The 13,491-nt window shown below is 67.8% G+C and carries 13 protein-coding genes; 4 read left to right on the top strand and 9 right to left on the bottom strand.

Annotated features, from left to right (window positions below):
- Positions 1 to 103: 103 nt before the first annotated feature.
- The 3 genes from ACMGDH_RS01885 to pdeM are packed head-to-tail and all read left to right on the top strand — an operon-like array spanning position 104 to position 2,685.
- Complete coding sequence (locus tag ACMGDH_RS01885; protein WP_436826226.1) at positions 104 to 1,516, top strand: M20/M25/M40 family metallo-hydrolase; 1,413 nt, start codon at positions 104 to 106, stop codon at positions 1,514 to 1,516.
- Positions 1,517 to 1,562: 46 nt separating this feature from the next.
- On the top strand, positions 1,563 to 1,991 hold the full coding sequence (locus ACMGDH_RS01890; protein WP_436826227.1) for a hypothetical protein: 429 nt from the start codon (positions 1,563 to 1,565) through the stop codon (positions 1,989 to 1,991).
- 31 nt (positions 1,992 to 2,022) lie between these two features.
- On the top strand, positions 2,023 to 2,685 hold the full coding sequence (gene pdeM / locus ACMGDH_RS01895; RefSeq protein ID WP_436826228.1) for a ligase-associated DNA damage response endonuclease PdeM: 663 nt from the start codon (positions 2,023 to 2,025) through the stop codon (positions 2,683 to 2,685).
- A gap of 2 nt (positions 2,686 to 2,687) precedes the next feature.
- On the opposite strand, the gene ACMGDH_RS01900 is transcribed toward pdeM, so the two are convergent.
- The 6 genes from ACMGDH_RS01900 to ACMGDH_RS01925 all read right to left on the bottom strand — a co-directional run bounded on the left by ACMGDH_RS01900 (position 2,688) and on the right by ACMGDH_RS01925 (position 8,193).
- On the bottom strand, positions 2,688 to 3,359 hold the full coding sequence (locus ACMGDH_RS01900) for a GIN domain-containing protein (RefSeq protein WP_436826229.1): 672 nt from the start codon (positions 3,357 to 3,359) through the stop codon (positions 2,688 to 2,690).
- A gap of 39 nt (positions 3,360 to 3,398) precedes the next feature.
- Positions 3,399 to 4,115 (bottom strand): head GIN domain-containing protein, encoded by a 717-nt coding sequence (locus ACMGDH_RS01905; RefSeq protein WP_436826230.1) that lies wholly within the window; start codon positions 4,113 to 4,115, stop codon positions 3,399 to 3,401.
- A gap of 113 nt (positions 4,116 to 4,228) precedes the next feature.
- Positions 4,229 to 4,762 (bottom strand): CarD family transcriptional regulator, encoded by a 534-nt coding sequence (locus ACMGDH_RS01910; RefSeq protein ID WP_436826231.1) that lies wholly within the window; start codon positions 4,760 to 4,762, stop codon positions 4,229 to 4,231.
- A gap of 269 nt (positions 4,763 to 5,031) precedes the next feature.
- Positions 5,032 to 5,370, bottom strand: coding sequence for a ferredoxin FdxA (fdxA, locus tag ACMGDH_RS01915; RefSeq protein ID WP_436826232.1), 339 nt, complete (start codon positions 5,368 to 5,370; stop codon positions 5,032 to 5,034).
- Positions 5,371 to 5,417: 47 nt separating this feature from the next.
- Positions 5,418 to 5,726, bottom strand: a complete 309-nt coding sequence (locus ACMGDH_RS01920; protein ID WP_436826233.1) for a S4 domain-containing protein — start codon at positions 5,724 to 5,726, stop codon at positions 5,418 to 5,420.
- Positions 5,719 to 8,193 carry a helicase-related protein gene (locus ACMGDH_RS01925; protein WP_436826234.1) on the bottom strand — a complete coding sequence of 825 codons (2,475 nt, stop codon included), beginning with the start codon at positions 8,191 to 8,193 and terminating at the stop codon, positions 5,719 to 5,721. The genes ACMGDH_RS01920 and ACMGDH_RS01925 overlap by 8 nt, the downstream gene beginning before the upstream one ends.
- Positions 8,194 to 8,414: 221 nt before the next feature.
- On the opposite strand from ACMGDH_RS01925, the gene ACMGDH_RS01930 reads away from it, so the two are divergent.
- Positions 8,415 to 9,932: a M23 family metallopeptidase gene (locus ACMGDH_RS01930; RefSeq protein WP_436826235.1), complete on the top strand. Its 1,518-nt coding sequence runs from the start codon at positions 8,415 to 8,417 to the stop codon at positions 9,930 to 9,932.
- Positions 9,933 to 10,057: 125 nt separating this feature from the next.
- Here ACMGDH_RS01930 and ACMGDH_RS01935 read toward each other — a convergent pair whose 3' ends face one another.
- The 3 genes from ACMGDH_RS01935 to ACMGDH_RS01945 form a co-directional block, all read right to left on the bottom strand.
- Positions 10,058 to 11,650, bottom strand: coding sequence for an ATP-binding protein (locus ACMGDH_RS01935; RefSeq protein ID WP_436827201.1), 1,593 nt, complete (start codon positions 11,648 to 11,650; stop codon positions 10,058 to 10,060).
- Positions 11,651 to 11,799: 149 nt separating this feature from the next.
- The gene (locus ACMGDH_RS01940; RefSeq protein WP_436826236.1) at positions 11,800 to 12,543 is read right to left on the bottom strand and encodes a TIGR02186 family protein; all 744 of its coding nucleotides are present in this window, start codon (positions 12,541 to 12,543) and stop codon (positions 11,800 to 11,802) included.
- Positions 12,544 to 12,563: 20 nt separating this feature from the next.
- Positions 12,564 to 13,478 (bottom strand): sulfite exporter TauE/SafE family protein, encoded by a 915-nt coding sequence (locus ACMGDH_RS01945; RefSeq protein WP_436826237.1) that lies wholly within the window; start codon positions 13,476 to 13,478, stop codon positions 12,564 to 12,566.
- Positions 13,479 to 13,491 lie beyond the last annotated feature (13 nt).

Consider the following 13,491-nt stretch of genomic DNA (forward strand, 5'->3'; position numbering starts at 1 on the left):
CAGGCACAACGGCTTATCGAGCCAAATCGTTCGGCTCACCGCAGCTTTCTCTGACACGGACCACTCCCTTGCCCCGTGCGCGGCGGGGGCGTAGCGCAGGGCGATGACCGACTCCGCTTCCGCCCTCGACGCGGTCGAGCGCAACCTCGACCAGAGCCTCGACCGCTTGTTCGCGCTGATGCGCGTTCCCTCGATCTCCACCGACCCGGCCTATGCCGAGCAATGCCGCCACGCTGCGCAGCTGCTTGCCGGCGAGCTGGGCGAGCTGGGCTTCGCTGCCCGAGTCGCGCCTACGCCCGGCCATCCGATGGTGGTCGCGCATCACGACGGCGATGGGCCGCACGTGCTCTTCTACGGCCACTACGACGTCCAGCCGGTCGATCCGCTGTCGTTGTGGCGCCGCGATCCGTTCGATCCCGTGCTCGAGACGCGCGGCGACGGCTCGAAGGCGATCGTCGGCCGCGGCGCCTCGGACGACAAGGGTCAGTTGCGCACGTTCATCGAAGCGTGCCGCGCGTGGAAGCAGGCCGAAGGGCGCCTTCCCTGCCGTGTGACGATCCTGTTCGAAGGCGAGGAGGAATCGGGTTCGGAGAGCCTCGAGCCGTTCCTGCATGACAATGCCGAGGAGCTGAAGGCCGATTTCGCGCTGATCTGCGACACCTCGATGTGGGATACCGAAACGCCCGGCATCACCATCGGCCTGCGCGGCATGGCCGGCGGTCAGGTGACCGTGCGCGGCCCCTCGCGTGACCTTCACTCAGGTCTCTACGGCGGCCCGGCGCGCAATCCGATCCAGGTGCTCGCCGACATCCTCTCGGACCTCAAGGACGCCGACGGCCGCGTGACGCTTCCTGGCTTCTATGACGGCGTCCGCCCGCTCAGCGCCGAAGTGCGGCAGAGCTGGGACGCGCTCGGGTTCGACGGTGCCGCCTTCCTCGCCGATGTGGGGCTCAGCGTCCCCGCGGGCGAGAAGGGCATCGGCGTGCTCGAACAGAGCTGGGCACGCCCGACTGCCGAGATCAACGGCATCTGGGGCGGCTATACCGGCGAGGGCTTCAAGACCGTGATCCCGGCCGAGGCACACGCCAAGGTGAGCTTCCGGCTGGTCGGCGATCAGGATCCGGACCAGGTGTGGGCTGCGTTCGAGGCGCATGTCCGCGATCGCCTCCCCGCCGATTGCACCGCCGAGTTCAAGGCACGCGGCGGATCGCGCGCGATCAGCCTGGCGAGCGACAGCCCGCCGCTCGCCGCGACTCGCGCCGCGCTCGATGCCGAATGGGGCAAGTCCGCACTGCTCGCGAGCGGCGGATCGATCCCCGTGGTCAATTCGATCCGGACGATCCTGGGAATGGACAGCGTCATGGTGGGCTTCGCGCTCAACGACGACAACATCCACTCACCCAACGAGAAGTATGATCTCAAGAGCTTCCACAAGGGAATCCGCTCCTGGGTCCGCATCCTCGGGCGGCTGGGCGAGATGGCGCGCAGCGGGGCCGGGGAAACCGTCTCCGCCTGAACGCGAATCGCTACCCGCAGGCGCGGCGATCGGCTAATCTGCGCGCATGCGGAAGGGGCTCTGGTTCACGATCGGATCGATGGCTGTGCTCGCGGGCTGCTCCCCTGAGGCGCCCGCGGTGGCCGCGAACGTTTCCGGCGAGTCCCCGCGGGAGCAATCGCCCGCAGCACCCGTTGCCGGCGCGCCGACGGCACAGTGGGTCACCGGCACCTGGTCGTTCGATTCGAGCTGCACCACCGATCTGGTCATCCGCTTTGAAGCCGACGGGAAGCTCGACAATGCCGGCGAAGTGGGAAGCTGGAAGCTCGACGGCGACCAGCTCGTCGAGACACTCACCGAGCGCTTCGAGAACGGCGGCGCGGCGCCGGTGAAGCTCGATCCTCCGGTGACGCGCCGCTATTCGCTCCAGCGCATCGACGAGAGCCGCGGCATGATCCATTTCGAAGGGCGTGACGTGCCCATCCAACGCTGTTGACGCAGCGGCCGCAAAGCCGGATAGCGGCGGCATGGTTCCCCTTTCGTTCGCCGGCCATGATCTGAGAGCGCTGCCCGAGGGCGCGCTCTTCTGGCCCGCGCGGCACGCGCTGCTGGTCGCCGATCTCCATTTCGAGAAAGCGAGCTGGTTCGCGAGCAAGGGGCAGATGCTCCCGCCCTATGATTCGCTCGCCACGCTCACGGCACTCGAGGTGCTGATCGACCGCACGCAAGCGCGCGAGCTCTGGTGCCTGGGCGACAGTTTCCACGATTCGGACGGCTGCGCGCGCCTGCCTGCCGATGCGCGCGCGCTGCTCACTGCGCTCACCGCGCGGCTCGACTGGCGCTGGATCACCGGCAATCATGATTCGCTGCTGGTGGATCATTGCGGCGGCACGATCCTGGAGGAAGCAGAGGTCGACGGGCTGGTGCTCCGCCACGAAGCCGAGCCGCGCGAGACGCGCCCCGAGCTTTCGGGCCATTTCCACCCCAAGCTGCGCGTCACCGTGCGCGGGCGTCAGGTGGCGCGGCGTTGCTTCGTTGCGACCGGCACCAAGCTGATCCTGCCCGCCTTCGGTGCGCTCACCGGCGGGCTCGACGCGCATCATCCCGAGATCATCCGTGCAGTCGGCCCGGGTGCGCAGGCACTCGTCGCGCTCGAAGACCGGCTGCTACGCTTTCCTATCGCCGCCTGAACTCAGTCGCGCTGCATCGTCCCGCCGCATTCGACGGGGCCGGGCCCGCGGACACGGCATTCGGGCTTGCCGTCGATACGGATCGCGCCAGTGCCGAGCGCAGTCGCCTGCGCCAGATAGCGCGCGGTGATGCCGATATTGCCGCTGCTTTCGGAAACCAGCGTCGCCTCCCCCGCAGTCATTCGTGCGGCATCCACCGAACCGGCGCCGTGGCTACGCACCCGCGCGCGCTCCGCCTTGCCGGCGAGCGTCACGGTTCCGCCGCCCGTGAGCGTCACGATGAGATCGCCTGCCACGACATCGGCCACGTCGAGCGTGCCCGCGCCGCTCAGCGACAGGTCAACGCGATTGCCGCGCACCTGCGCGATCCGCACCGTTCCCCCGCCATTGACGATCACTCCGCGCAGCGCAGGCACGGACACGCGCACGCGGGATACTCCTTCGCCTGCGTTTCCCGGCCGCACCACCATCGTACCGGCATCGACCCGCACCGAAAGCGCTTCGATCGCGCGCCGCTCGCCCGTCGCGGTTGCGGCGGGCGAGCCCGGGGCCACCTCCACTTCGACCGGCCCCTCTATGCGCAGCCGCTCGAACCCGGTGACGAGGAAACGGCGCTCTTCCGCTGGCGCGGCCGCGGCGAGCGTGAGCAGCGGGAGAAGGGCAAGGCAGCGCATGCCCGGACCTTCACCCGCGGCGCACGCGCGCGCAAGTCATCAGCTGCAGCGCGCCTCGCCCGAGCCGAGCTTGCTCACCTGGCACTGCGCGCCGCCGCCGAGCTCGACATCGCCCGATCCGACGATCGAGACCTTGGCCTGCCCCTTCACCGTGCCGCGCAAATTACCCGATCCCGCGATCGACACATCGGCGCCCGATGCCGTCAGTCGGCTCGCATCGATGTCGCCCGATCCGGCGATTGAGGCCGAGAGCGTGGAGGCAGTGCCGCCCACCTCGAGATCGCCCGACCCCGCGATCGACAGTTCGGCATCGGTCGCGCGCAGTTCGCCGACGCGCAAGTTACCTGATCCGGCAATCGCGCCGTTGAACGCGCCTTCGCCGCGGTCCGCAGTGAGGTCGCCCGATCCGGACACCGCGGCGCCCTGAAGCTTCGGCATCACGACACGGACCTTCACGCCCTTGTCGTTGCGGAACGACCAGTCGTTCCCGTCCTTGCGGCCGACGCGCAGCGTGCCATCCACCACCTGGATATCGAGCCGGTCGAGCACCGCCGGGTCACCCTCGGCAGTGACCGCGAAATTGCCGCCGGTCTTCACGTCGACATCATCGGGCCCGCGAAGTTCGACCGAAGTGAAGCCGTTCGCCGCGAAGCTGCGCGTGGCGCCGCTGCCGCTCGGCTCGGCCGCCTGGCTCTTCTCCCAGTTCGACTGGCAGGCGGCGAGCGGCAGCAGGGCGATCATCCACAATTTGCGCATAGGGGCTCCTCTCGAATTCGTGTGTTGCTATAACAATACACTAGCGAAGGCGCAAGAAAAAGGGGCGGCCGTTTCCGGCGCGCCCCTTTCCGATTCCAATCCGGGGTACCGCTTTACGCGGGCACCTTGTCCTTGTTCCAGACCGCAGCGGCCTTGCGCAGGATGTCGAGGATCTTCTCGAGCGCGGCCTTCTCGTCGGTCTCTTCCATCGCCGCGAGCTCGCGCGCGAGGCGCGAGGCGGCGCCTTCGAAGATCTGCCGCTCCGAATAGCTCTGTTCGGGCTGGTCTTCGGCGCGGAACAGGTCGCGGACCACTTCGGCGATCGACACGAGGTCGCCCGAGTTGATCTTCGCTTCATATTCCTGCGCGCGGCGCGACCACATGGTGCGCTTCACCTTGGGCTTGCCCTTCAGCGTCTCCAGTGCTTCCTTGAGCGTCTTGTCGCTCGAAAGCTTGCGCATGCCCACGCTCTCCGCCTTGTTGGTCGGAACGCGGAGCGTCATCTTCTCTTTCTCGAACCGCAGGACGTAGAGCTCGAGCTGCATCCCCGCGATTTCCTGCTTTTGCAGCTCGACTACACGGCCCACGCCGTGCTTGGGGTAAACGACATAATCGCCGACATCGAAGGACAGCGCCTTGGCAGCCATGTGCGAGGAACCTTTCCGTGAATTACCGGCCCCGAGCGGTGCGGCGTCGGCCCTAGCGCTTGCGCGCCGGTCCGGCAGTCGGGGGCGACTTCGTATACTTCTCCGGGCGGAGAGCGAATCCATCGCCTCCGTCGGGAGCCTATTTAACACCGTTGCAATAAAATTACCAGCCAAACGTCACCGCAGCGCGGCATAAATCTGCGCGCCGGGGCAGGTTTCCGGATTCGGACGCCGATTCTGGGCCGATTGCGCCTGCGCGGCGCAGTCGCTCAGGAGCCGGTGCCGGGGTTCGCCGAGAAGTATTTCTCGAACTTGCCTTCCTCGCCCTTGCGCTCGTCGGCATCGGCGGGGACTTCGCCCTTGGTGGTGATGTTCGGCCACTCTTCCGAATAGGTACGGTTGAGCTCCAGCCACTTCTCCAGCCCGTTCTCGGTGTCGGGCAGGATGGCCTCGGCCGGGCATTCGGGCTCGCATACGCCGCAGTCGATGCACTCGTTCGGATTGATGACGAGCATGTTCTCGCCCTCGTAGAAGCAGTCCACCGGACACACCTCGACGCAATCCATGTACTTGCACCGGATGCAGGCGTCGGTGACGACATAGGTCATTGGCGTCGGGCTCCCCTGAAGGCCAAGGCTGGTAACTACCGGCCCTGCTATGCCTCGGATTCTCCTGCGTCAACGGGCTTGGGCGCGTGGATTTCGAGGGGGGTGTAAAGCTGGGCTGCCTCCGCGGGCGGCCCGCGGCGGCGCGGCAATGCCTCCACGCGCAGTGCGCGGACCTTGCCGTGAAGGGGAAAGACGATGATCGATCCCACTCGCACCGCCGCCGCCGAACGTTCGATCCGGCGGCCATCGAGCCGGAGCGTGCCCTTCTCGGCGATCGCCTGCGCGTCGTTGCGCGACTTGGCGATCCGCGCGAACCACAGGAACCGGTCGAGCCGGATCGTCGCCGCGTCAGCCATGCCGCAGTCCCGCCAGCGCCGCGAAAGCATTCTGGGCCGGCGACGCCTTGGGTTTCGGCGCGGGTGCCAAGCCCCGCCATGTCCAGCGTTGCGGCTCGCCCTCGGGTGAGCGGGCAGTGCGGAAACCCAGCTGCGCCATCAGCCGCGCCAGCGTATCCGCACTGAGCCCCATCGAAGTGGCGAGCGCCGGATCGGGCGCGAAGGGCGCACGGCCCTTGCGCGCCTCGTGCGCGGCGCGCGCGATCCGCTCGACCAGGTCGACCCGCACCGCCTGGCTGCCGAGGGGACGGAAGCCGTGGGCCAAGTCGGCGCCGGGGCTGTTCCGCGGCAGCACCGTCGCGCCGTCGGGCGGCGCTTCTTCCATCCCGATCAGCTCGCGCCGCCAGCGGGCCGCGCCGGGCTTGAGCAGCGCCGGGACGAACAGATCGAGCGTGCCTATCGTGACTCCCATCTGGCGCAGCCGCTTGCGCGCCTCCGGATCGAGCGCATCGACCAAGGTTCCCGCCGCCCGGCGCGGCAGCAGCCCGCCGGCCTCGACGAGCGCGTTGGCGATCGCGCGGAAGGGGGCGCCCGCATCGGTGTCGCGCGTCGCGGCGTCGAGTTTGGCGAGCGCGGGCAGGTTGCGCGCGATCTGGTCGGCGAACCAGCGGTCGAGCCGCGCCTGGACCTGCACCTTCACCTGCGCGTCGAGCACGTCGAGCGCACGATCGAGCACGATGCGCGGCCGCACTAGGCTCTGCCCGGGCCTGAGCTCGGCAACGCCAGCGCCCTTCCACGCGAGTACCGCCCCGACCAGCGCGAGCGCCGCATCCTCCGCTTCGGCCAGCGCAGCGCCGCGCTTGCGATACTCGCCCGCCAGCCGCTTCTCGGCCGCAGCGAGCAGCATCCTTTTGTCGGCCGCGCGCGCATCGGCCGCCACGGTGAAGCGAAAGCCCGAAAGCGTCCCCAGCGGATGTTCCTCGACGCTCACTTCGCCTTCGGGTCCGATAGTGACCGGCAGGTTCGACGCGTCCGCTCCGATCTGGCGCAGCAATACCGTGGTGCGCTTGTCGACGAAGCGCTGGGTCAGGCTGGCATGGAGCGCATCGGACAGCTTCTCCTCGATCGCGCGCGTCCGCTCGGCCCAGTGCGTGGGCTCGGCGAGCCAGTCGGAGCGGTGAGCAATATATGCCCAACTTCGTGCTGCGGCGATCCGTCCCGCGAGTGTCTCGACATCGCCGCCCATATTGTCGAGCCGCTGGATCTCGTCGGCGAACCATTGGTGCGGGACATGGCCGTTGGCTTCGGAGAGATGGCCGAACAGCCGCCCGACGAAGCGCGCATGCGGATCGGTGCCGAGCTTGCGAAAATCGGGGAGCCCGCAGGCTGCCCAGAGCCGCGCGACCATCTGGGGCGAGCGCACCCGCGCGCGCACCCAATCTTCCCCGGCGAGCCGCTTGAGCACTGCGAGGTCCACTGCCTCGGGCGCCGCGCGCAGCACCTCGCTCCGCGGCTTGGCCTCCAGGCTCGCGATCAGCGCATCGACGCTCGCGAAATCGGGCTCACCCTCGCGCCAATAGAGGTGCTCCAGCCGCGGCACCTGATGCGCTTCGATCGCGAGCACTTCCTCGGGCGTGAATGCGCTCGGCCCCTCCTCGTGGAGCGCACCGAAGGTCCCGTCCTTCTGGTGCCGCCCCGCGCGCCCCGCGATCTGCGCCATCTCCGCGACGGTCAGCCGGCGCTGACGGCGCCCGTCGAACTTGTGGAGGCTCGCGAACGCGACGTGCGCCACATCCATGTTGAGCCCCATCCCGATCGCGTCGGTCGCGACGAGATAATCGACCTCGCCGGCCTGGAACATCGCGACCTGGGCGTTGCGCGTGCGGGGCGAAAGCGCGCCCATCACTACCGCCGCGCCCCCGCGCAGCCGCCGCAGCGCCTCGGCGACAGCATAGACTTCCTCGGCGCTGAACGCGACGATCGCCGAGCGGCGCGGCAGGCGCGAGAGCTTCTTGGCGCCGGCGTAGGAGAGCGTCGAGAAGCGCGGCCGGCCGATGATTTCGGCATCTGGCACCAGCGCCTTGAGCATCGGCTTCAGGCTTTCGGAGCCGAGGATCATCGTTTCCTCGCGACCGCGCGCGCGAAGCAGCCGATCGGTGAAGACGTGACCACGCTCAGGGTCGGCGCCGAGCTGCGCCTCATCGAGCGCGACAAAGGCGGCCTCGCGTTCGAGCGGCATGCTTTCAGCGGTGCACAGGAACCATCGCGCCTTGGGCGGCAGGATCTTCTCCTCGCCGGTGATCAGCGCGACTTCGCCGGCCCCCTTCATCCGAACCACCCGGTCATAGACTTCGCGCGCGAGCAGCCGCAGCGGGAAGCCGATCATCCCGCTGGCATGCCCGCACATCCGCTCGACGGCGAGATGCGTCTTGCCGGTGTTGGTGGGCCCTAGCACCGCCGTGATGGGAGAACGCGCGAACTGGCTCATTGCGAATACCTAGATCGTTCCGAGCCGCCCCTTAAGCAACTCCCCGTGATTGAAGCGATGTTAACCCTATTGGATTTATTGAAGATTGCAGCAGGGCCCTCCCCCGAGCGCGGGTGCGGCACAGGTGGCCGCAGGCAGCGGCGCCGAATGGGGTGGTTAATTTGACTTTGGACCAACACTTCAACACACAACGCTCGTGCGCCGGGGGTGGCTGCACAAGTGTGGAAGAGGGTAGCTGGGGGTCGCACGACTTGTTCCTGCGCGACGATCATGGCCATCAGCTCGGTGGCGGCGCTTCGGCCGCATCCGCGCGGCTGCGCGCCGCGCCCGAGCCCCTGGCCGACACCAGGTCCAAGCGCCGCTTTCCCGATTTCGATCTGGTGCCCGATCTCGGTTCGCAGATCGGCTCGCTCACCTGGTTCCGCGGCCTCGCGACTTGCCTCGGGTTGTGCGCGGTCACGCTGTTCATGGCGCCCGGATTCGAGACGCCGATCCACGGCACCGTTCCCGCGCCGCTCACCGGCGCGGAGCGGGACGCAGTCCGCGCGCAGGCAATCAAGCCGCTTGCGATGGGTGCCACCACGGGCAAGCGCTTCGCGGCGACCAGCCTCGTCGCCCCGCTCGCCGACACGCCCGAGCGCCCGATCCTCAATCTCGATGCGCGGCTCGCCTCGGGCGATGCGCTGCTCGGGACGCTCCAGCGTTCGGGCGTCGGCAGGGGCGAGGCGAATCTGGTGCGCGAGCTCGTCGCCCAGTCCGTGTCGCTCGACGATATCCAGCGCGGGACGATGCTCGACCTCACGCTCGGGCGCCGCGCCGACAAGTCGCAGCCACGCCCACTCGAAAGGCTGGCGTTCCGCGCGCGGTTCGACCTCAAGCTCGAAGTCGCGCGCAACGGCGGGACGCTTGCACTCAAGCAGATTCCCATCGCGATCGATAACACGCCGCTACGCATCCAGGGCGCGATCGGATCGAGCCTCTATCGCTCGGCGCGTGCTGCCGGGGCGCCGGCAAAGGCCGTCGAGGCCTATATCCGCACGATCGCCAGCCGCGTCCCCGTGTCGCGCCTCGGTTCGGGCTGCAAGTTCGACATCATCGTCAAGCAGGCGCGCGCGGAGACCGGCGAGGTGCAGCTCGGCAACCTGATGTATGCGGGGCTCGACGGCTGCCGGAACAGCGTTCAGCTGGTGCCGTGGGAATCGAACGGCAAGACCGAATGGTTCGACAGCGCCGGCAAGGGCAACAAGACCGGCATGATGGCGATGCCCGCCGCGGGTCGCGTCTCGTCGAGCTTCGGCATGCGCCGCCATCCGCTGCTCGGCTACACGCGCATGCACCGCGGGATCGATATTGCCGCGCCTTGGGGCGCGCCGGTCTATGCGGCGAGCGACGGTGTGGTCCAGCTTGCCGGGCGCCGCAGCGGCTATGGCAATTTCATCAAGGTCGATCACGGCGGCCCCTATGCCACCGGCTATGGCCATCTGAGCCGGATCTACGTCCGCAGCGGCCAGCGCGTGCGCAAGGGCGAGCGGATCGGCGCGGTGGGCAGCACCGGCCTCTCGACCGGCCCGCACCTCCATTACGAGCTCTACAAGAACGGCGCCGCAGTGAATCCGCGCTCGGTTTCCTTCACCACGATGCGCCAGCTCACCGGCAGCGACCTCGGCAAGTTCAAGGCCAAATTCAATTCGCTGCTGCGCGTGCCCGTGGGGCACGGCGCGGCGAAGAGCGAGGACTGAGCTACAACCCCGTTCGTCCTGAGCCTGTCGAAGGGCGTGCCTGGGAGCGAACGATTTGCGGCGCCGCGCCCGTCGACAAGCTCAGGGTGAACGGGTTCCGGTATCGATACTCGCGCCTCCGCTTGTCACTTCCCCTGCGAACGCCAGCGCTTGATCGTGCGCTCGAGCATCGCTTCCTCGCCGCCGGTGGCGCGCCACAGTTCGGAGAAGAGCGGATCGTCCGAGGCAGGGCGCTTGTTCTCCTCCAGGCTGTCGAACAGCAGACGGATCGGAGTCGCGACGCCTTCGCCCACCGCGATGCATTCGCGGTTGCGCAGCGCGGGGATCGAATCGAGGAAGCCGCGCGCACCTTCGGGCATCGCCGCGCGGACGAAGGCCTGGTCGCGCTCGTTGTTGAGCCGCATCGACAGGATCGTGCCGCACTGGGAGAGTACCCCTTCGGCAAGGTCTGACGGGCGCTGGGTGATCAGGCCCAGCGACACGCCGTATTTACGGCCTTCCTTGGCGATCCGGCTGAGGATGCGCCCGACCGATGATCCATCAGCGTTGCGCTCGCTCGGCACATAGCGGTGCGCCTCTTCGCAGACGAGCAGCACCGGCCGCTTGGTCTCGCCGCGCGACCAGATCGCGAAATCGAAAACCATCCGGCTGAGTACGGCGACGACGACGGACGTGATCTCGCTCGGCACGCCCGAGACATCGACGATCGAGATCGGCTTGCCGTCACCCGGCAGACGGAAGATCCGCGCGAGGAAGCTCGCCATCGAATCGGCCACGAGCATCCCGGAAAATATGAAGGCGTAGCGCGGATCGCCCTTGATCTCGTCGATCTTGCTGCGCAGGCGCAGATAGGGCGCCGTGTCGGTCGCCTTGTCCATCTTGCCCATTTCGAGCTGGATGATCTGGGTCAGGTCCGACAGCAGATAGGGGATCGGCGCGTCGACCGTCAGCTTGCCGACTTCCTGCGCCAGCCGGTTCTTGCCCTTGGCCAGCAGCAGGCATTTGGCGAGGATGTCCGCATCGACTTGGCGATCAGAGCCGGCGGTGGTGAGGAACACTTCGCAGTGCTCTTCGAAGTTCATCAGCCAATAGGGCATCTGCAGGTTCGACACGTCGTAGAGCGCGCCGCTGTCCTTGAACGCGCTCGCATATTCGCCGTGCGGATCGATCATCACGATGTGACCCTGGGGCGCGAGCTGGCAGATGCGGTGGAGGATCAGCGCCGCCGCGGTCGACTTGCCGGTGCCGGTCGAGCCGAGCAGCGCGAAATGCTTGCCGAGCAGCGCATCGACGTAGAGCGCCGCGCGGATGTCCTTGGTGGGATAGACGTTGCCCACTTCGATGTGCGCGCGCTCGTCGGCGGCGTAGATCTGCTTGAGATCGGGGGTCGAGACGGGGAACACCGCGCAGCCGGGGGTGGGATAGCGCGTCACGCCGCGGCGGAACCTGTAGAGCTTGCCGGTGAGCTTTTCCTCGTCGCCCTCGCCAAGGAAATCGATCTGCGCGGCGATCCGGTCGCCCGCGCCTTCGAGCCGGAGCGAGCGGACGCTGGCGATCAGCCATGTGCTGCCGACGCGCATCTTGACCAGGCTGCCGATCTGCCCGGCATTGGCGATCGCGGCATCCGCGCTTCCGGCGAGCGCGTCGAGCTCGGCGTGATCGAACATCACCTGGCTCGACGACCCGGCGATCTCGAGCACCGCGCCAATCGCGGGCATGGGAGTGCGCGAGGGCAGTGCGTCCACCGCGGGAACCGACGCCGCGCTCTCCACACCCCGCGATCCGAACTGGGCTTCCATCCGTCACTCCACCGATTGTGCGAGCGACATAGGCCGAGGGTGGTAAATTTTGCGTTCTGTACGGCTCTTTAGATTCGCCGCCAGATCGCCCCGGCGCCCCAACCGAACAGCACCGAAAGCGTCACTGCGATCAGGCCATAGGCAAGCGAATAGCGTTCGGCGCTCGTCGCGACGAACCGCTCGAATCCCGATTTGCGGATGTCGATCGGCCGAACCGCCGCCGCAACCACGCGGCCGTCCTGGATAAGGAAGGTCTCTGCGGTGAAGCGGCCGACGGGGACGCGCGCGGGGATGTTGAGCCGGGCGCGATAGAGCACCCCGTCGGTGATCTCCACGGCACCGGGCGCTTCGTAATAGAGCCCGCTGCGTACGCGCAGGTCGTTGAGCCCGCGGTCGAACCGACGTTGCACTTCTGGAACAGCATTCGACGCCGGGGAGAGCTGGAGGCTGTCGAGCCCCAGCTCGAAGATCGCCCGGGTACGATCGTCGACGATCTGGCGGATCGGCCGGGACGAGGCGATCGCATAGAAGCTGGGCGCAGAGCGGTAGCGCATCGAATCGGCATTCACCCAGATGCCCGCGACCTTTTCCTTCTCGCGCACCAGGATCGCTTCGGTGGGGCCCTTCACCACCACCACGATCTCGGGCGGCTTCTCCGCCGGATCGGGCGCGCGCCCGCCGGGATAGAGGATCGCCCCGAACAGCAGCAGCTCGACGCCGGTGAAGGAATAGGCGATCTCGATGTTGCGCTGGGAAACGTCGGGCACCAGCTCGGGCTGGGCCTGCGCCATCAGCAGCGGGGCTCCCAGCATCAGCAGGGCCGCCCCCGCTTTCACAGTGGCGTCACCGAATAGATTTCGTCCGGGCGCCACGCGAGCCCGAGCAGCATGCGCAGCGCCACGCCCAGGACGATCACCGCCAGCGTCAGCCGCAGATATTCCGGCTTCATCGACTGGGCGAAGCGGGCGCCCAGCTGCGCGCCGGCTACTGACCCTAGCAGCAGCAGCACGGCGAGCACGATATCCACTGCCTTGGTGGTGGTGGCGTGCACCAGCGTCGCCGCAGCCGTGACGAACAGGATCTGGAAGAGCGAAGTGCCGACCACTGCCTGCGCGCCCATGCCGAGCAGGTAGAGCATCGCCGGCACCAGGATGAAGCCGCCGCCTACGCCGAGCAACATCGTGAGGATGCCCGTGAACACGCCGAGCAGCAGCGGCGCAAGCGGCGAGATGTAGAGCCCCGAACGATAGAAGCGCCAGCGAAGCGGCAGCATCGCGACGAGCGGATGGTGGCGGCGCTTACGCGGCTTGGGCGCCTGCGCACCGCGCGAGATCCGCACCGCCGTGATCGATTCGTGCAGCATCAGCCAGCCGATCGACCCCAGCATCAGCACATAGAGGACGTTGATCACCGTATCGATCTGGCCGCTTTTCTGGAGCAGCGAGAAAAGCCCCGCGCCGGCGATGCTGCCGACCACCCCGCCGGCGACGAGCACCAGCCCCATGTGGACATCCACGCCGCCCCGCCGAAAGTGCGCGAACACGCCCGAGACGCTGGCGCCGGTCACCTGGCTCGCGGCCGAAGCGGCGGCGACGGTGGGCGGAATCCCGTAGAAGATGAGCAGCGGCGTGGTGAGGAAACCGCCGCCCACCCCGAACATGCCCGAAAGCAGGCCGACGCCCAGCCCGAGCGCGACGATCACCAGCGCGTTGACCGATAGATTGGCGATGGGAAGGTAGAGATCCATGTCCGGACAAGGC

Source organism: Sphingomonas radicis (genome assembly GCF_051400635.1).
Classification (GTDB): Bacteria; Pseudomonadota; Alphaproteobacteria; order Sphingomonadales; family Sphingomonadaceae; genus Sphingomonas.